Source organism: Paenibacillus sp. RC334 (assembly GCF_030034735.1).
Lineage (GTDB): Bacteria > Bacillota > Bacilli > Paenibacillales > Paenibacillaceae > Paenibacillus > Paenibacillus terrae_A.
In genome coordinates, this window is record NZ_CP125370.1 from 5,796,878 (window position 1) to 5,816,065 (window position 19,188).

Below are 19,188 nucleotides of genomic sequence, written 5' to 3' on the forward strand. Positions count from 1 at the left end.
CTACCTGACTTTTACACTTCATCTTCCATAAGCTTGTTATGAGGTGGTTATATGACAGAATTACGCAAGCAAATGGGTACAAGAATCCGAGCTATTCGAAATGCAAAGGGACTTACACAGCAAAAGCTAGCTGAAATCGCAGGCTTGGACTATAGATATATTGGTGCATTAGAAAGAGGCGAAAGAAACTTTTCCATTGATACCTTGGAGAAAGTGTTAACTGCCTTAAACGTGTCTATCAGTGAATTAATGTTTTCCAAAGAACATATGACTAAAGACGAAACTATTCGGCAAGAGGCGATAGATGAGTTTGTTGCGTTGACCAGCAGATTGAATGAAGGAGCAAATCGGGATTCTCAGACGAGTTAATAAAGAGGTTTCGCGCGCGTTTGAGTAAGGCCATACCATCCCTGAAAAGCTTGATTACAACCAAAAAAGAGCACCGCACAGGTGCCCTCCAAACCTTTTTATAAAAAACACTCAAGCATACAACATAAAAAAGCTCACTTCATGTCCCAGTTGCTTCAAATAATTATATATTTGCGAACGGTGATGGAACACGTGTGTCATGGTCTCAATCTGCCATTGAACCTGCACATGTCCATGCTCCATATAAAAGGCTTTGGTCGAACGATTCAGATAATCCTCTTCGCTAAGCGAAAGAATGTAAGCTTTATACGCCTCGAAATTCTCTCTGAAACTTGCAGCCAAGCGTTCGGGATCGTCTACCTCAGATAGGCTGTTTTCAATATTCCCTACTTCTTCCTCGGACTTCTCCTGATGCATAATCGCAAGATCCGAAGCAGGAATGAGTACAAAATGATGCACTAGCTCCAAAAGTGAGCGGAAATTGTCCTGTGGACGAAAGCTCCAATCCTCTGGACGTATTTTACGGATCAGGGCTTCTCCTGTTCGTACTCCAGTCTCCAGCTCATCCAGCAGATGTTCCCGAATTTGCAGCGTTCCACTCATGTTCTCATCTCTCCTTTGTCATTCTTTTTCATGTTTTGAGTATAACGGAAGCCTCAGGACGTGTATTGTAGAAATCGGACAACCTGCGAAAATCCTTTGCGGCAGTAAGCGGAGAATCTCCATAGAACCTGCGAAAATCACGAATCAGGTGGGCCTGATCGAAAAAGCTGTACTTCAACGCAAGCTCCGTCCAATCCAGAGGGTCACCGCTTTGAATACTACGCAGAACGCTCTGGAAGCGGACGACCTCACTGAACTTTTTGGGACTGATCCCGATCCATTGCCCGAACTTGCGGTTGATCTGTCTTTCACTGATCGCTTCGCGCTCTGCTAGCTCTTTAACACTCATACTCCCACTACTTACAAAAATACGATGCAGCAAATTTTTCATCAGATCACAATCGTTCGTCCCTTGGCGCAGCAAAAGCTGGTTTAGATACTCATCCATGATGCGCACCCGTTCATTAAAATCCTGTGCCTCCAGAATACGCTCACCTATGACCGCGATGCTTTCGGGCCAGATATCTTCCAAGCGGAAGTGTCCACCTGTAAACAGATGAGTTGGCATGCCGTGAAAATAATGTGCTCCGCCCGGAAAAAATCGCACAGCAAAAATGCGTGTCTCGGTACCTGCTTGTCTGGCAGACACGAACGGATGTGTAAACGTCCCGCAGTACGAGATATCCTGACGCTTACTCACCGGGTCATATTCAAATAGAATATCCGTACAGCCGTCAGGTAATACCCGCTCCATGGTTTCTTCCTGCGGCAAGCTTAACAAAGCGGTGTCTTCGCACGAAGCTGTTAGATTCTCTTCTACCACCCTATTGGCAGAACCAGACTCCCAATAGCAAGCGACATAAGCTCTCAGCGCAGCAGACGGCTTTTGTTCGATATAATACGTGGAGAGATCACATCCATTGACCTGAATCGGACGAAACAGTGAATGCAGCAAAGGGTCCATCCATCATTCACTCCTGTCTCAGCACGTGTTGGAAATTAGTAAAGCTCTATGTATGAGGATTTTGCAAAATCCTTGTATACAAAAAGGACGTTTCTGCCCGAAACGCCCGTGCTTGTTTTTTAGACGACTAAAAATTCCGCTTTCTGCTCACATTCCTTGCACTTCACTGGAGGGTCCCAATCCGAAAATTTCGTTTCCTTGAGATCGACGACATCCGGTGCATCCTCGTATTCATCGACGAACATATCAATTGCCAGTTCCACATGCTCTTTACATACCACGTACATCCCAGTTGCATCCCTTTCCGTATGAAGCTCTTCCAGTTGTTTGGTGTCTGTTACAAACGCCTTCTTTTGTTCTACCACACTTGACGCGGAAAGAAAAGGGCTTGATTCCTATCCCTGACGCTTGGTTTTAAAAATGAGAAAATGACTGACGTTCAGGTCCTCGTGGTAATCGGGATATCGTTCCAGCATCTCTGCCGACGGCTTCGGTTCGATCATGGCTTCCAGTAGCAGACCCGCTCCAGTAATAGCCTGTACGTAGCTGCCCAGCGTGCGGTGGAAGTACAGAAGCTTTTCCTCCTGATCATAAGGCATATCTTGCTCCAATACGCCTTCACTGAAATAACGGTTTACTTTCCAGTACAGCTTTTTCCCTGCCTCATCCTTTACCCATCCACTCTCTGGTGTCTGAAAGCACGGATGCAATATAGAGAAAATAAAGCTGCCCCCTGGCACCAGCAGCCGCCGCATTTCCGCAATCGCCTGCTCATAATCCTCCAGGTCCTGTATGACCATGTTTGAAACGATTAGATCAAAGCTCTGATCCCCGAACATCTCCAGCTTCTCCAGATTACCGTGATGATACGTAATCCCCAAATCTGACGGTGTCCGCTTTCTTGCAAGCTCCAGCATTTCCGGCGAATAATCGACACCTTCCACCAGCGCACCCGCCCTGACCATTTTACGGCTCAGATAACCTTCACCACACCCGGCATCCAGCACTTTTTTACCCGCGAGGGTGCCCATGCATTCTTGTAATGCAGGATTCAACAGCACTTCGCGAGAGCGATCCCCTTCTTCAGTGTATCTGGCGGTAAAATTCTCAGCATGCATATTCCAGCGCCGAATGGCCTCTTCCGTGTCCCACTTGTTCATATTCATCTCCTTCTTCCTCCTGTATTTACTATTCAATGCTGCTCTGATTTCTGCGTAGGGCCATAGATTTTACACTCATTCTTACATTTTGGCAACAATAACGTTTACAATCATAAAATAACTAATTATCACATGATTTTCCCACTAATTATATAGGTATTCTATAATGGAATAGTATGGTAGTATCTCAATGGAAAGCGCTTTCAAAAATAACTTTGTAAAGGGGCCTGCCTGTATGTTCAAACGAAGACCCGTTTCATTGCTGTCGTTGACGCTTGCCATTACCCTCTTATTATCCACGTTCGCGTCCGTTGCCGCCGCTGCCGAATCTGACGGACAAGCATCGCAAACTGCCGCCACAAGCAGTATGCAATCATATGTCGAAGCCATGCAGCCCGGATGGAATTTAGGAAATTCTCTGGATGCTGTCGGGGCAGATGAGACTGCCTGGGGCAATCCACGCATTACTCAGGCACTGATCAAGCAAATTGCTGCCCAAGGATACAAAAGCATTCGTATTCCCGTCACCTGGGATAAACACATAGGAGCAGCACCGAATTATACCGTTGACGCTGCCTACATGAACCGTGTAGAAGAAGTCGTCCGCTGGGCACTGGATGCCAATCTGTACGTCATGCTCAATGTCCATCATGATTCGTGGTTATGGGTAAGCAGTATGGAGCCCAAGCATGATGAAGTGCTGGCTCGTTATAATTCACTTTGGACACAAATTGCCAATCGCTTTAAAGATCAGCCGAACAAGCTGATGTTCGAGAGTATTAACGAACCCCGTTTCTCCGAAGGAGGAACGACGGATGAAGCGAAAATGAACCAGATGCTCCAAGAACTGAATGTTTCCTTCCACAAAATCGTCCGCGCCTCTGGCGGTAATAATGCAACCCGCCCACTTGTTCTGCCCGGCCTGGATACTTCACCTGCCCAGAACAAAATCAACGAACTGTACAACACGATAACCAAGCTGAACGATCCCAACCTGATTGCGACCATTCACTATTATGGCTATTGGCCTTTTAGTGTGAATATTGCCGGATATACTACATTTGAGAAAGATACCAAAAACGATATTATTCAAACCTTTGATAATGCCTATAACACCTTTGTAGCCAAGGGCATTCCGGTCATCGTCGGTGAATTCGGCCTACTCGGCTTCGATAAAAATACAGGCGTTATTGAACAAGGTGAAAAGCTGAAATTCTTTGAATACCTGACTTATTATATGAAAGAGAAAAAAGTAACAGGCATCCTCTGGGATAACGGCCAGCATTTTAACCGCACAACGTTCAAGTGGTCCGATCCTGAACTCTTTAATGTCATGAAATCCAGCTTGAAAGGACGCTCCTCCAATGCAGCCAGTGACCTTATTCACCTGAAGAAAGGCACTTCCGTTCAGGATGCCACGGTCACTTTAAACCTGAACGGCAATCAGTTGAGCATACTCAGCGCCAACAACAAGCAACTGAAACAGGGCACCGACTACACACTGAGCGGAGACACATTAACCTTGAAGGCCAGCTTGCTTACCAGCCTAACCACTTCCGGTAAATATGGTGAGAATGCAGTAATTAACGCCAAGTTTAATAAGGGGGCAGACTGGAATTTTAAAGTAGTCGTGTATGATACACCAAAATTAAGCGCTACCGAGGGTACTACGCAAACCTTTACCATTCCAACGGACTTCCGTGGCAGCCAGCTTGCCACAATGGAAGCTGTTTATACCAATGGCGGCAATGCCGGACCGCAGGACTGGACACCGTATAAGGAATTTGGCAACACCTTTGCCCCTGCCTATGATGCGAATGGCATCAAGCTGCTGCCTGAATTTTTTAACAGTGTGAAGGATGGTGAAGTCACGCTGAAGTTCCATTTCTGGAGCGGCGATGTGGTGACCTACAAGATTACCAAGAGCGGAACCCGTGTGACAGGAACGGCATCCTAGCCTAAAATACAACCGACAAACTGAAAAGGCGTTCCCGGAAAATGATCCGGAGAACGCCTTTTTTTATAGTTATGCCTAACCATTAAACCTTAGCCTTCCGGCTTATCCGTTAATTTCAACGTCACGGATTCTTCCTTGCCTGCCCGATAAAAGGTAACCTTCAGCTCGTCGCCAATTTTCTTGTTATCGTACAAGTAGCGTCGCAAATCAAGCGTCGAGTTGATCGGTTCACTATCGAACGCGGTAATGACATCGTTCAGCTTCAAGCCTGCCTCCTCGGCAGGGCCGTGCGCCTCCAGAACAACTGCCCCGTCCTTTACGGTGTCAGGCAGCTTGAGTTCCTTGCGCTGTGTTTCATCCAGCGGAGCATACTCATTATTAAGGTCGACCGTGTATACTCCCAGATAAGGGCGGGTAATCTTGCCATCCTCAACCAGTTCATTCACCGTCTTCATGACCTCATTGGCCGGAATCGCGAAGCCGAGTCCTTCAACACCGGTATCGGCAATTTTCATCGTATTGATGCCTATCACACGTCCGTCCAGATCGACCAGCGCACCGCCGCTGTTTCCTTCATTAATTGCTGCATCGGTCTGGATGACATGCTGTTCCCAGTCATATACGCCATCCTGATTAATGGAAATGGGAATGATCCGATTCGTATAGCTCACAATACCAGATGTGAGCGTATCGCCCAAACCAAGCGGATTGCCAATGGCAATCACAGTCTCGCCCAGACGAAGCTTACTGGAATCACCGATATCCGCTATTGTGCTAATGCCCTTATCGTCTACCGCCAGCACTGCGATATCGCTAATGCGATCCTTGCCGATCAGCTTCGCCTCTTTTTTGATACCATCCACAGTTACAATCTCCAGATCATCCGAGCCTTCGATCACATGGTTGTTAGTCATAATGAAGGCTTTGCCGGAAGCTATCCGGAAAATAACACCTGATCCAAGCGCCGACGGCTCCGTGCTATGACCGTCTTCCCCTTTCAGGTTCACGATGCTGACGACGGCCGGACGTACCTTGGCTGCCGCCTGCACAATTCGGTCATACGGATCACCCGCCGCTTGGCGCATGGGATAATGACTTGCTCCGGTTACCGCTGTCGTGGAGGGCAGACCTGTAATAAAGCTGAACAGCAGCACCGCAACCACCGCACTAACTGCACCGCTAATGACAGCGGCCTGCACCGGACTCACGCTCCGGTTCCTGTGCGACCAACGTTCCTGTCCTCCACGACGTGCCTTGAATGCCTTTTTTTTGGCCGCACGCGTGGATACCCTCGTTGAATAAAAATCGTCATCAAACAAGCCCATGTTCATCCTCTCCCCTTCGTTGTCATGCACCGACACTCACTAAAAAATTAGGGCTATTCGGGCTTGCGCCAACCTATGCTACAGAGACTCGCTCCGTTTGAACGCCAAAATGGATTGAATATCCCCCATGACCGAAACAACAGCTCATTTCAGCCTACTTATTAATCACCACAAATGGGGCCTCCCTAAGCATCCTGATCTCATTAACCAGCATACACGCCGCAATCCACTCCGAATAGAGGAAAAAGGAGGAATGATTTCCAAATCAATTGACTACAATAGTAACAAGTCTTCTATTCTATTACAAAATGATCGTCTCATAGAGACGTTCTGGCCTGTTCCCGTTCGCTTGTAACAGCTTATGCTTCTGATACGAGCTTTCTTTCAGAAAGCTTTCAGTTGTTAGCTTTATTGTATCACAGCACCCGGCAAAACCAAGCCGATCACACGCCATTTTTCAAATATTTTAACAGGAGGAATGTATGATGAATCAACATCGCTCAGCTATGGATGAAGTTCGTATGGCTGCCAAGCTTGCGGATCTGAAAGACGAGCATTACCGCAACACTCTGGCGTTAAGTACACTCATTGAGTTACTGGTGGACAAAGGCATTGTAACCCGCGAAGAGGTAGAACGCAAAGCCGCCGAGCTAGACAGCTTTATGACTCACTTACCTTATCCCACGGTGTAGGACGGTCATAATACGTATCGCACAATCGGAACTCACTGTCCTTGTAAAAGCAGCCACGGTCCTCCATCGCCCCGCGCACGGTCAGCTTTGCCAGCTCCATCATATTGTGGTCGCGGCTCAAATGTGCCAAATACGTTCGCTTCGTCCGTCCCGTCAGCAGCTCGCTAAGAATCGCGCCCGCCATCTCATTGGATAAGTGACCGATATCACTGAGAATACGGCGTTTGATGTTCCAAGGATAACGCCCCATACGCAGCATTTCCACATCATGATTAGACTCCAGTACCAATACATCTGCGTCGGAAATCGCCAGCTTCACCTTGTCGCTGACATAGCCCAGATCGGTGGCTACACTGAGCTTCTCTGCCCCATCGTAAAAGCTATAGCCTACCGGCTCAGCCGCATCATGAGATATACCAAAAGACTCTACACGCAACGATTCAAATTCGCGTGTTGCGCCTGTCTCCAATATCCTGCGGTTATCGTCCGCAATCTGCCCAACAGCATTGCTGATGGCAAACCACGTCTTCTCATTCGCATACACAGGTAAATTATATTTACGCGCCATGGCGCCTAGTCCTTTAACATGATCGGAATGCTCATGTGTGACCAAAATACCATCCAACTCTTCTCCGCTCAGATCGCGTTCCTTCAGCAATTCATCAATACGCTTCGCGCTGAGACCTGCGTCGATGAGTAATGTCGTGTCTTCGTTCCGGACAACGGTGGCGTTGCCGGTCGAACCGCTCGACAGCACGGTAAATGAAATCCCCATATCTGTTCAAGACCCTTCTGTTTGTTCTGTCTTTGGACTTATGACATCTCCGTTCATCTGCACGTAATACACGCCTTGCCCGTTATCCAGCATAAACCGCCATACAGGTGCAGCCACCTGGCTATCCGAGTTAAAGGTTTGTCCGTAATAACCCAGCCGGATATCCTTCACAATCGCATCACGCGGCAAATAACTGTCAATCAACCTTGCCAGCGCCTTGGATGCGGGCAGCATTTTCTTCGCTTCATCCGAGGGCTGGAGATCAACCTGAATTTTGCGATATCCGATAATTTTCTGGTTACTGTAAAACAGGGCCATCTTCACATTAAATAAAGGCCACTTTCCCTGTACCAATGGGTGTAGCACAAAAGCATCTGCCTGTCCGGATGTAAGCTCCTCCTGAACATCCAGCGGATCATACTGGTAGTTGTCGATGTCCCTGATTTGCGGCTGCAATGCCTCAACCAGCGCATCGTGGGTGAATACCAGCTTGCTGTCTACCGGCTCCGGTAACTTCACACGCTCATCCTTTTCCCCGCCATGGACATACGTGTAAGACAGCTTCGGCAACTGGGGGGTATCCCCGGGAATCGGAGCCAACACCTGAATGCTCTTCTCTTCCATTAAACGCTGCGTATTTTCATCCAGCGAAGTAAAATCCAGATTCGGCCCTGCCGTTTCCTGCGCATCACTCCACAACTGGCGCCCCAGTACTACATTGAGCAGCAAAAACGTGCAGATCAGTACGTTTTTGGCGCGGCTCCAATCCATTCCCGTTCCCCCTTTCTGTCATAACCCTGGCCATGCTTTATCCCTTTGCTGGTGCTATGCTGTGTGAGCAGCACCAAATCTGAATCAGTCACTTCTTTACCGCCTGAGATTGCTGCGTTTGCGGTGTACTCGACGTTGTCGCCGTCACTGCAACAGCGTGAATCTCTGCCACAGAACCGTCGCCCAACGTAACACGCCACTCGGGAACGAGCTTTAACCCATCATTGATCAGCTCCGGCTGATATACAGGGGTCAGATCTCTAATCGTTTTCCCTTTAGCTACAGTTTCGAGCTGCTTCTTCAAAGTTTCGCCACCCGGAAGCATAACCTTCTTCGAGGATGGCTCGCCGCCCTTGAGATACAACAGCGAACGATCATAGACGGATGCCGTTTCCTGCTGGATTTCCAACAAAATCGTGCCAAACCGGAAGGATGGCGTATCCAGCACCGGATAAGATCCGTAATACTGCTGGAACAGCACATTGGTACGGTTCTCGTCGCTGCTTCTCATTTTCAACTGATACGAAGCATCCCAACCGCCATGCTGATTCACAAAATCAACTGCCGACAGCACATCCCTCACCGAACTGCTTCCGCCCGCCCCCGGTGCACTCGGATCGGTATAGCTCATCCAACGCTGCTCCTGCTTAATTTGCAGACTGCGCTTGCTGTCCGTATAAATTTGGGAACCGTCCTTCTCCTGAATATTTCGCGTAATCCCTGGATCGAAAAACAAATTCCGCTGCATCTGCTCTGTCGTGAATAGCCCGGCATATACCACGGGCTGCACCGTCTCCAGGTTATCTGCCGGAATGTAATACTGATTATCCACCAGCTCGTACAACGGGGCATTTTTACCGAAATTCACATGCTGCCGGATATCCTCCATCGTCATATCAAACTGATTCGCCTCATACACCACATCGCCTCTGGCACTGAAAAAGAGGGCATGCGGCTTGGCATTTTTCTCATCTATATAGATCCAGATACGATTAATCGTCTCTCCCTGAAACACAGAATCCGGCGTCAGACGCATAACTCGCTCCAGTAATGAAACCGGGACACCCCCCGAAAAGGATAATTCCATGCCCTCATTCTCGCTGCGAATCCGCGCCCAATCTGCCGAATGGATACTCCGACGTTGAAAGCTGTTGAAGCTCCGGCTCTCCAGCCGTGTAAAAATCAAATCATAGAAAGCAACACCCGGATAAAAAACGGTATGCTTGTTTTGCCCTTGATGAATCAGCATTTTATCAGGAAACACGAGCTTTTCAATCTTTTTCTCCTGTCCCATGCTCTCGGTTTTGACATAGTTCGTCTCCGAAGTAAGTACAGAATCACTGCCCGGAAGACGATAAATCAGAAAATAACTCTGTACGAGGCTGGAAGCAACCAGCAAAATAAGCGCCCATGATTTCAAACGTTCCTTCACTGTGCTTCCCTCCCTTCACCCAACATGGGGAGCGTAAAGGTTGTGCAGGTCCCTTGACCATATTCTGACTCCAGAAAAATCTGGCCTCCATGCGCCTTTACAATTTCCCGGGCAATCGACAGCCCTAGTCCCGTACCGCCCATATTGCGCGATCTGGCCTTGTCCACACGGTAAAACCGTTCAAAAATCCGGTCCAAATCCTTTTTGGGAATCCCTATCCCGGTATCCTGTACCGAAATAGACAGCATCCCCTCACTATTGCGGCGAGCTTCAATCCGAATATTTCCGCCCTCCGGTGTATATTTCAAAGCATTGGACATCAGATTGTCCAGCACCTGCTCAATTTGGTCCCGGTCAATCACGACCTTGCCGATCCCCTGCTCCACGAACATTCCAGACCGGATATGCTTTTGCTTCATTTGAAAAGAAAATCGATCCGCGACTTCGTCCAGCATTTCCATCACATCCGCAGGCTGCATCCGCAAGGGCGCTTCATTGGAATCCAGCCGCGACAGATGCAGCAAATCCGTGACTAACCGGATCATACGCTCCGTCTCGTTGCGGATCACGCCTACGAAACGCTCCGCGAGCTGCGGTTCACCCATTGCGCCGTCATCCAGCGCTTCGGCATAGCTGCGGATCGTCGTCAACGGGGTGCGCAGCTCATGCGATACATTCGCTACGAACTCCCGACGTGTCGTCTCCATTTCCTCCTGCTCCGTCACGTCCTGGAGCACCGCAATCGTTCCCGTGATGCCAAATTCACGCCGATGAATCGGCGTGAACGTCACGCGGATAACGATCGGCTCGTCCTGACCCGCTGGCTCCAGCTGCAAGAGCGTGGAAGCCGAAGAACCGCTGTACAGGGCCTCGGTTTCCTCCGGGTCGATACCGAGCAGCACCGCGATATGTCTGCCGGTCATTTCGTTCTCGTTCACGCCCAGCATCGCACTGGCTCGGCGGTTGACCAGAATAACCCGGCCATTGTCATCTGTAGCGACCACTCCGTCGCTCATGTTGGTCAAGATGGAGGAGAGCTTTTCCTTCTCCTCTTCATTTTGTGACAACGCCTCGCGCAAGCGGCCTGTCATATAGTTAAAGGCCACACTGAGCCTGCCGATCTCATCGTCGCCAAACACAGGCATCTGCTGGTCGAATTTGCCCTCGGCAACCTCTGTCGCATGACGCGTCATCACCTTGATCGGGTGTGTAATCGTATGCGCCAGCACCACGCCCAGCACAGCCGTCAACGCCAATGCAATGAGCATACCCGAGAGAAATACATTGTTAATGCGTTTCATCGTATCGTACAACTCCGTCATCGAGGCGGCGATATACACCGCACCGACAATCTTGCCTTGGCTGATGACGGGCTTGGCGACGACCTTCTTGCGGACATTATCCTCGTCCACCATGTACTCCTCATTGTCACGGATACCCTGGAGTGCACGGCTGACCACCGTCTGCGTATTTTTGCGTCCGACATAATCGGCGTGTGAGCCTTGAGAAGTAATCAGCACCTTGCCGCTGGCATCCAATACCTGAATTTCTGCACCGCTAAAATCAAACAGATTATTCACGCGTGCGCGCAGACTTTCCACGCTGTCTTCCTCCATTTTACCGTCACTGCCGTTCAGATCCTGCTCTGCCAGCACGGACAGCATTTCCGCCCGCGCCTGCAAGTCCTGTGTAAAGTTGCTCGTCAAAGAGTTCTTCATGGAGCTGACAAAATAGACCCCGATCAGCTGCATCGCCACTAAAATCAACAGCACATAAATAATGATCAGCTTCGCATGAATCGTGCGAAAGAAAGACAGCCATCTCATGCCCGCAGGCCACCTTTGCCCCCGCTAATAATGTATCCGAGTCCACGGCGCGTCAGGATCGTCTCCGGCTTGCTCGGGTTTTCCTCAATCTTCTCGCGCAGCCGCCGGATCGTCACATCCACCGTCCGCACATCCCCGTAGTATTCGAAGCCCCACACCGCCTGGAGCAAATGCTCCCTTGTCATGACCTTCCCGGCATTTTTAGCCATATAATACAGAAGCTCATACTCCCGGTGCGTCAGATCGAGCGGTGTACCGTTTTTGTATGCTGTATACATATCCGTATCAAAAAAGAGGTCCGCCACGCGCAGCCCCTGCTTCTCTTCCTGCGAACGGCTTTCCGACGTGCCTGCCCCGCCGCGCTGCTGTCTGCGCATCTGTGCCTTCACCCGCGCCAGCAATTCCCGTGTGCTGAACGGCTTCGTCACATAATCATCTGCGCCCAGCTCCAACCCCAGCACCTTGTCGATTTCCCCATCTTTGGCGGTCAGCATAATAATCGGCGTCTGGAGCTGATGCCCGCGCACCTCGCGGCACACATCCATGCCGTCCATCCCCGGCAGCATCAGGTCCAGCAAGATCAGGTCAGGCTGCTGCTTGACTGCGATATCCACCGCGCTGATTCCATCGAAGGCGCAAATCACCTGATAGCCCTCTTTTTCCAAATTAAATTTCAAAATATCAGCGATAGGCTGTTCATCATCCACCACCAGAATCGTTCCCTGCATACAGCGCTCACCTCTTCCTACGGATCATGTTATATATTAACTTTCGTTTGTCAGTGTCCATAAGTTGCTTATTCTATTCTACCATACCCGCACGCCATTCTATTACTTGTCCAGCCCCTTTTTCTTACACAAAAAAAGCCATGCCTGCACCCACTGTTAAGCATGCAGAAAAACATGGCCTTCCCCGTATCCTCATGAATTATCATCCAGCGTTATAAACGATCCTTCTATCTTAAATACGTCATTGGATTGCGTGGCGTATTGTCTTTACGAATTTCAAAATGCAGATGTGTTCCTGTCGAGCGTCCCGTGTTCCCCATAACTCCGATCGACTCGCCTTGCTGAACCACCTGTCCCACATGAACGCCAATGCTGCTCAAATGCCCGTATACCGTCTGGTAGCCATTACCATGGTCGATCATAATGACATTGCCGTAGCCATTCTGCTGACCTGCAAATGTAACTACACCTTCATCCGATGCGTGGATGTCAGGACTGCCGACCAAATCGACACCCTCATGCATACGTCCCCAGCGTGCGCCAAAGCTGCTCGACATCGCTGCGCCGGACACCGGCCAAGCGAACTCTCCCGATCCTTCGCCTACGACCTTTGTTCCTTTCAAAACCACCTCGGAAACAGACGGCTGCAACACCTTTTGACCGAGCCATTCCTCTTGCACGACCTCGCCATTCTCCTTGGTCAGACGGTAATCCATTTCCTTCAAGCCTGCCTGTCCAGGTCTGACGACCTTGGTAACTCCTGCTTTCAGCTCGTCACTTTGGCGAACCTCAATCTCAGGCTCAATGGCAATCTGCTCAACGACCTTCTCTACCGTCCGGACCGTAACCGGAGCCTTTGGAGCGGTAAGCTTCAATTCATCCCCGATTTGCAGATACAGCTCACGCGAGCCGGGGTTGTTCTGCTTAATCTCCCAAGCGGTCATATTAAATTTATTCGCAATCGATGACAAGGAATCGCCTTCCTGTACCGTATACGTTACAGGTGCCTCACGCGCCTCAGTCAGTGCTTTAACCGCTTCTGCCTCTGTCAGCACCTTATTCGGGTCCGCTTTTACAGGCTCATATGCAATTTTCTCACGAATACTGGCAGACTCCAGCCATGCTTTAGGGGCTTTGCTACTGGTACTTGCATGACTGCTGCCCACGGATGTTTTGCGAACCAGTCCCTTGATGCCTGTAGCCGTGGCCTCACCCGCAGGTGTGTATTTCTTCTGCACTTGCTTCAAAGCAGCCTGTGCAGTCGCTTTATCCTTTACAATACCGACCGTCTGGCCGTTGACCTTCACTTCTACTCCTTTGGCATACGCGGTGAGCATGCCGTCCAGCTTCTTCAGTGTTGCTCCGCTGTCGATATCCACTTTATACGCCTTTTCAATGCCTGTCGTTACCGCGCTTGTATTGAGCACCATGTCCACACCGGGATACTTGTCCTTATATTGCTTGCTCTTCGTTGCATACAGTTGATTTAGCTGTTGCTCATTGAGGATGCTTCCGACCTCCACACCCTTTACATACACTTTATAATAAGGAACCGTATTGGCTCCGACATATTGATTGCCAGCAAAAATAAGACTGCCTGCAATCACCACACCGCCTGCGGTCCAGCTCAACCATTTTCTCCGTCCGTTCCACCACATTGCTATTTTTCCTGCTGCTCCAGCAGGCTTGTTTTCAACGCTTGATTCTTCTTTCCTGCTGTCTGGTGAATGCTTCCCCTTAAAAACCTCCATGATTCTCTCCTTTTCAGCATATCTTATCTCTATATAAATGCGTTCGTTATTGGTTTTTCTCGCTATGATTCCAGCCTGTATTTACAAGTATCTATGATATTAGTCGCTATCTAGCATTGCATAGTTGCGTAAAAGGTTTCAAAATTTTAACCTTTTCGCGACACTGTTTACTTTAACATAGCCTTTACAAAGAATTCAACTCCACTCCAATTTCTGCCTGACACGCAAAAAAATCCGCGCCCGGCGCGGATTCCACAGTCCTATTGTGAGCATGAGCATTCCCCATAGTCGAATCGTTACTATTTAAGCATACCCATCAGCTTGTTATACTCTTCTTTCGTTAGATACTTCGTAAGCACCTGCTGAATATCCTGCAGCTCCTGCTCGGTCAGGCCGCCTTCCATCGCGGCAGATATTTTCTGCATTTCCTCAGGCGGCAATTTATTCATCAGAATCGCAAAAATTTCCTGCTTCTGCTCGGCGGGTAAACTGTTCTTCTTTTCCGTCAAATTATCGGGCGTGATGACCAGGTCATGACCTTCAATACTCGTTTCAGGTGTAGCGTTCCGTGACGCACCAGTCGACGAAGAACCGCCCTCCTGCGGGGTTTTCCCATTCGTTGCCCCACTGGTACCCGTGCCTCCTGCGCCGCTCCCACTCTCATCTAAGCCCTGTCCCATGACGGATAAAGCATCATCAGGCGGTGTTACACTTTCCGAACCGCCACCCGTAGCTTTGTTTTTTCCCGTACCTGTACTTTTATCGGTGCCAGAGCTTCCATTCAGCCAACCCAATCCCCATACTGGCTGATGATCCAGTTGAATGTTAAACTGCCGCAGCAGCGATTGAACATAGGCATTCACGACCACACCTGTTACTGCCAGCGTTAAAGCACTGACCAGCACCACTGTTATTCCTTTTTTAAGCAGCCATCCAAGCCACCTCATATCCCGTTACCTCCTTATACGCATCTTGCCATGTGTATCATCATGAAGTGCATATAGATCAGTATTGACGAGATATGACGATTTTTAACCCTTGGAATATGTAAAACTAGCACGGTTGGATAGTAGATGTAATTCTTACATGAATCAGCGCGTACGGCGCACCCAAAAATGGAAAATGTCGCTGCGGACATAATCCAGTGAATACAACACCTGTCTGTTCAGCTCATCGTAATGAAGCTGCTTGAGCAGTAACACCGTGGCCTGCGGATGCTTCAACAGACGCGTCATATGGGCATCGTCATGACTCGGGACGGTAAGCTCCGAATACGCGCCAACGATTCGTACCCCGGCTTTAAGTTCCAGACTTTGAAAAAGCGAACCCGAAAAAGACCCGCCGTCCAAAATCGAACCTGCTAATGTCTCCGGCATCCAATTGATAGAATGTGCTACCGCTTCCCCATCGGCTGTGCGAGTACGCTCCAGAACGATCATGGGCTCATTCTCGGAAAACCTCATTCGTTCGGCAATTTCAGGAGGACAAACCTTCATCCTCTTGATAGATTCCAGCTGCTCGTCTTCCCGCAACCCTGCCGAACGGATCATGTCCCCGATGCTGTACAGGCGGTCCAGCGAGCTTGGAATGCTCGGCAGCGGGCAAGTAGCGAACGTACCACTCCCGTGCTTCACCAACAGCTTGCCTTCCGTTTCCAACTGGCGGACGGCTCCCCGTAGCGTCGCACGCGAGACGCAGAACAATCGGGAAAGTTCAGCTTCCGAAGGCAGCCTCTCGCCCGGCTCAATTTGGTTGACCTCTATATATTCCTCTATAAGCTGCTTAATGTTCTCTTGTTTTGTTGACACCGTCCAAAGCCCAGCCTTTCTATTATAGTGACCTGAGTTCAAGTGATATACATCGGATTTGTAAAGGCAATCATCGTGACGCAATCTTCCATATATCCATATAATTCGGCTCGCACCCAGCCTTTTCCTGTTGGATCTTGTAATGATAGCGTATATTCACCTGATTGAGCAGGGATATAAGTTTCGAAGCATACCCCCTGGCCGCTTGTCAGCAGAAGGCGAAGGTTCTGAGGCTCAAGGTTGTAATGGCCTGCTCTCGTTTCCACATCCAATTGAACCGTCACAGACAGTGAATCCTCCACAGCCAGCTCTACACATTCGCCGATGTGATATCGCTTTTCACTGCCCTTAACCTGTGCCGACATCGTCAGTAACGGTCCCATCGTAACCGACACCGAACCGAGGCGGATCGCCTCGACTGCCCGGTTAACTAAGCTCTCCTGCTCTTCTGCTTCACCATGAACACCCAGATACGTGACAGCCGGAAGCGCATCATCCGGTTTGGATACATGCCAGTCCCGACCACTTACAGCCGTGATGCGATACCCCTGATTCAATAAATCCGTCCACATGGCAAACGCCCGCTGGCTATCCCGCTTAATAGACGGCATAAGCGTTGACCAGACCTCAATATAATCGACCTCATGCCAGTCCTGAATGGTGTATTCCCAAAAGCACCCCGTACAGATCGGACTTCCGATCCTGAATGGATGGGCAAGCCCTGCAATGCCTCCCTGCTCATGCACTTGCCGGATTCCCTCATGAATGTCATCCGGCCCCAGCACTCGCCAGTCAATAAAGCGGTCTACCCCCAGCGTCAGCAAATGTCCGTAAAAGGTCGTCCACTCCATCCCTGAAATGATCGGGACACCGAACTGCTGCTGGACCCGTTCCTGATCCACAAGTGCCGACTGGGTATTGTGATCCGTCATAGCGATGCATTCAAGCCCGAGGTCCGCTGCGCTTTGGGCAAGCTCCTCCAGCGTTTGCTTTCCGTCACTGTGAAGCGTATGGGTGTGAAGCTCAGACGGAATCCATTTAAGCATATATGGCTCCCTCCCCCAATACGTGAATTTGGTAAACAAGCGTCTCGGTCACAACGGCATGCAGACTGACGGTAATCCGCCACATTCCCGCCGGATTATCTCCTGCGAGGAATCCCGGCGAAGCCGCAGACGAACCGAGCCAATGCTCCTGCTGCATCTCGGGACGGTGTGCATTTCCCCGATGGCGGAGAGGGTCATCGACAGACAGCGTCAATAAATTTTGCAGTGGCATATACTTCTTCCACAGATCTGATGAATGTCCCGGTTCGTCGTATCCGTATTTGCTCATGCTTTCCTCAATAATTTCTCGCGCTTGCTCCTGATCCTCCAATAACTTGGGGGTGTAAGAGAAGTGAATGCGGATCGTGTCAGTCGGCTGTGGGATGTGAAAAGAGTACGTAATATGGCTCTGGGTGCAGGTTCTATCGACCGTTCCTTCCACATACAGTAGCCTGCTCATGACTCCCCATCCTGACTTGTCGGGTCATCCACAGTACGGTTCACCATATGATTCACAGTATGATTGCCATCACCCGCTCCGTTTTTGTCTGCTGCCCATAAAATACCCGCTGGATGATGCCGCGTTAGCTCAATCACCCGATCTGTACGAATACCAGGAAACTGCGGCAGGTTTTCCTCGTTTAGCGTAAAAGCATACAGTCCAGCCACTTCCATGCTGTCCGCACCGCCCTCCAGCAATACGGCTCTGATTTCAGCTATATCCTCAAGCACAGCCTCTCCAGATAACTTGACCGTTGTAGAAAAATGCGACTCTGCACCCTCATAAGCAGCCCTGAATTCACCCAGTCGCAGATCATGATAGCACGATGAATACCACTGCTCCGACCCGTGAAGGCGAAGCTCTATATCCACACAGGCATCTTCCTCGCGTCGGTTAAAGCCCGGCTTGGACGCTGGAGACAATTCACTGCTGGAATCCCTTAAGGGGCGTTTTGAAGTCTGGATAAATACATAGCTGCGTTGGTGGGCAAGCATAATGGAAGACGCATTTGACGGCATTTCCAGCTCCTGCTGACGCTCCATCTCCCACCCGGTGACCTGATAGGCAAAAGGAAAACGACTCATGACCGCCTCACGCGGCTCTTCCTCTGGCTTCCACTGGAAAGCAGGCGGCAGCATAAAACGATAGTCCGATGAAATGTCATCCTTAAAGTTTCCATTGGTTGTTGCGGATTGGAGAACAGGATGCCCGCCCAGATCATAGTTGCCATTAAACGCAGTCGTAATATGATGTGCCCCCTGGAAAACAGCACCCAGAACATTGCCCCCGGCATCCAGCTCGACGCGGTACATCCATTCGATATCGGTGGTTCTCCCCCATTTGCTCATGAGCAGCGGTGCGGGCGTTCCTTCATCCTCATGGCTGTACATCATCTGGTATTCAATGACCGTTTTACCCTCATTCTCTTCCACGGAGTAGAACAGAACAAGCGGTGTATCCGTAAAGCGGTTCTCATAGGGATGTGCCAGATTGCGACCGTATAAAAGTGGGGTGTGGCGATAAATCAGCGATCTTGGAGACGAATCGGCCACGCAGCGCATTTCAACCCCGTCAATCCATGCTCTGGATACAAGCGGAGCCGACTCCAGTTCTCGAAATTCGGCATAGACCTCATAATCGCCTTCTTTTAGATACCCCAACAAACGGGTGTACACACCCTGACTGCTGCCATAATACAAAATAACATCCTGATTATAGGCTTCGTTCAGGTAGAGGCGCACGAAGGCGGATTCCCGATCTGTCGCAGCCCAGTCACTGTCCGATCTGGCGAGCAGGTCAAGCTCCGCGAACCCGTCTTCGGGCATGGAAAACGTGAACCGGAATCCGTTCCCCGGACTGAGTTCAACCTCCGCTTTGTGTAAGGCAATCCGATACCCGCAATCCAGCAGGTCCTTTTCCCACACTCGCCCACTAAACCCGGTAATCTGCACCTCTGCTTGGCTGTTCATCCCTGTAACC

General features: G+C 49.8%; 18 protein-coding genes and 1 pseudogene. 3 read left to right on the forward strand and 16 right to left on the reverse strand.

Translation table 11 applies throughout. The features are described from left to right. Positions 1-51: 51 nt before the first annotated feature. A pseudogene (locus QMK20_RS26530) lies at positions 52-397 on the forward strand (helix-turn-helix domain-containing protein). Positions 398-480: 83 nt separating this feature from the next. Here the strand turns inward: QMK20_RS26530 and QMK20_RS26535 are convergent. From QMK20_RS26535 to QMK20_RS26550, 4 genes are all read right to left on the reverse strand, one after another. Further along, a complete protein-coding gene (locus QMK20_RS26535; protein ID WP_283653983.1) occupies positions 481-972 on the reverse strand; it encodes a DinB family protein in 492 nt (163 codons plus the stop codon). A 28-nt stretch (positions 973-1,000) separates the two neighbouring features. Next, positions 1,001-1,936 carry a helix-turn-helix domain-containing protein gene (locus tag QMK20_RS26540; protein ID WP_283653984.1) on the reverse strand — a complete coding sequence of 312 codons (936 nt, stop codon included), beginning with the start codon at positions 1,934-1,936 and terminating at the stop codon, positions 1,001-1,003. A gap of 119 nt (positions 1,937-2,055) precedes the next feature. Beyond that, positions 2,056-2,223: a CxxH/CxxC protein gene (locus QMK20_RS26545; RefSeq protein ID WP_081750721.1), complete on the reverse strand. Its 168-nt coding sequence runs from the start codon at positions 2,221-2,223 to the stop codon at positions 2,056-2,058. A 108-nt stretch (positions 2,224-2,331) separates the two neighbouring features. Beyond that, entirely contained in the window at positions 2,332-3,096 is a 765-nt protein-coding gene (locus QMK20_RS26550; protein ID WP_283656355.1) for a class I SAM-dependent methyltransferase, read from the reverse strand. A 235-nt stretch (positions 3,097-3,331) separates the two neighbouring features. Between QMK20_RS26550 and QMK20_RS26555 the strand changes: the two genes are divergently transcribed. Further along, entirely contained in the window at positions 3,332-5,053 is a 1,722-nt protein-coding gene (locus tag QMK20_RS26555) for a cellulase family glycosylhydrolase (RefSeq protein WP_283653985.1), read from the forward strand. 89 nt (positions 5,054-5,142) lie between these two features. On the opposite strand, the gene QMK20_RS26560 is transcribed toward QMK20_RS26555, so the two are convergent. Further along, entirely contained in the window at positions 5,143-6,378 is a 1,236-nt protein-coding gene (locus QMK20_RS26560) for a S1C family serine protease (protein ID WP_283653986.1), read from the reverse strand. A 485-nt stretch (positions 6,379-6,863) separates the two neighbouring features. Here QMK20_RS26560 and QMK20_RS26565 point away from each other — a divergent pair, with 485 nt between their 5' ends. Next, positions 6,864-7,070 (forward strand): hypothetical protein, encoded by a 207-nt coding sequence (locus tag QMK20_RS26565; RefSeq protein WP_283656356.1) that lies wholly within the window; start codon positions 6,864-6,866, stop codon positions 7,068-7,070. Here QMK20_RS26565 and QMK20_RS26570 read toward each other — a convergent pair. From QMK20_RS26570 to QMK20_RS26620, 11 genes are all read right to left on the reverse strand, one after another. After that, positions 7,039-7,845 (reverse strand): MBL fold metallo-hydrolase, encoded by an 807-nt coding sequence (locus tag QMK20_RS26570; RefSeq protein WP_283653987.1) that lies wholly within the window; start codon positions 7,843-7,845, stop codon positions 7,039-7,041. The genes QMK20_RS26565 and QMK20_RS26570 overlap by 32 nt on opposite strands. A gap of 6 nt (positions 7,846-7,851) precedes the next feature. After that, positions 7,852-8,616: a two-component system regulatory protein YycI gene (gene yycI, locus QMK20_RS26575; RefSeq protein WP_283653988.1), complete on the reverse strand. Its 765-nt coding sequence runs from the start codon at positions 8,614-8,616 to the stop codon at positions 7,852-7,854. An 88-nt stretch (positions 8,617-8,704) separates the two neighbouring features. After that, on the reverse strand, positions 8,705-10,048 hold the full coding sequence (locus QMK20_RS26580) for a YycH family regulatory protein (protein ID WP_283653989.1): 1,344 nt from the start codon (positions 10,046-10,048) through the stop codon (positions 8,705-8,707). Beyond that, positions 10,045-11,874: a cell wall metabolism sensor histidine kinase WalK gene (gene walK / locus QMK20_RS26585; protein ID WP_044648119.1), complete on the reverse strand. Its 1,830-nt coding sequence runs from the start codon at positions 11,872-11,874 to the stop codon at positions 10,045-10,047. The genes QMK20_RS26580 and walK overlap by 4 nt, the downstream gene beginning before the upstream one ends. Next, on the reverse strand, positions 11,871-12,602 hold the full coding sequence (gene yycF / locus QMK20_RS26590; protein ID WP_014278963.1) for a response regulator YycF: 732 nt from the start codon (positions 12,600-12,602) through the stop codon (positions 11,871-11,873). Before yycF ends, walK begins: the two co-directional genes overlap by 4 nt. 227 nt (positions 12,603-12,829) lie before the next feature. Continuing rightward, entirely contained in the window at positions 12,830-14,353 is a 1,524-nt protein-coding gene (locus QMK20_RS26595) for a M23 family metallopeptidase (protein WP_283653990.1), read from the reverse strand. 299 nt (positions 14,354-14,652) lie between these two features. Further along, positions 14,653-15,300 carry a hypothetical protein gene (locus tag QMK20_RS26600; RefSeq protein WP_283653991.1) on the reverse strand — a complete coding sequence of 216 codons (648 nt, stop codon included), beginning with the start codon at positions 15,298-15,300 and terminating at the stop codon, positions 14,653-14,655. A gap of 144 nt (positions 15,301-15,444) precedes the next feature. Then, positions 15,445-16,161, reverse strand: coding sequence for a GntR family transcriptional regulator (locus tag QMK20_RS26605; protein ID WP_283653992.1), 717 nt, complete (start codon positions 16,159-16,161; stop codon positions 15,445-15,447). Between the two features lie 38 nt (positions 16,162-16,199). Then, positions 16,200-17,207 (reverse strand): CehA/McbA family metallohydrolase, encoded by a 1,008-nt coding sequence (locus QMK20_RS26610; RefSeq protein ID WP_283653993.1) that lies wholly within the window; start codon positions 17,205-17,207, stop codon positions 16,200-16,202. Then, positions 17,200-17,667 carry a hypothetical protein gene (locus QMK20_RS26615; RefSeq protein WP_283653994.1) on the reverse strand — a complete coding sequence of 156 codons (468 nt, stop codon included), beginning with the start codon at positions 17,665-17,667 and terminating at the stop codon, positions 17,200-17,202. The genes QMK20_RS26610 and QMK20_RS26615 overlap by 8 nt, the downstream gene beginning before the upstream one ends. Then, the gene (locus QMK20_RS26620; protein ID WP_283653995.1) at positions 17,664-19,178 is read right to left on the reverse strand and encodes a hypothetical protein; all 1,515 of its coding nucleotides are present in this window, start codon (positions 19,176-19,178) and stop codon (positions 17,664-17,666) included. The genes QMK20_RS26615 and QMK20_RS26620 overlap by 4 nt, the downstream gene beginning before the upstream one ends. Positions 19,179-19,188 lie beyond the last annotated feature (10 nt).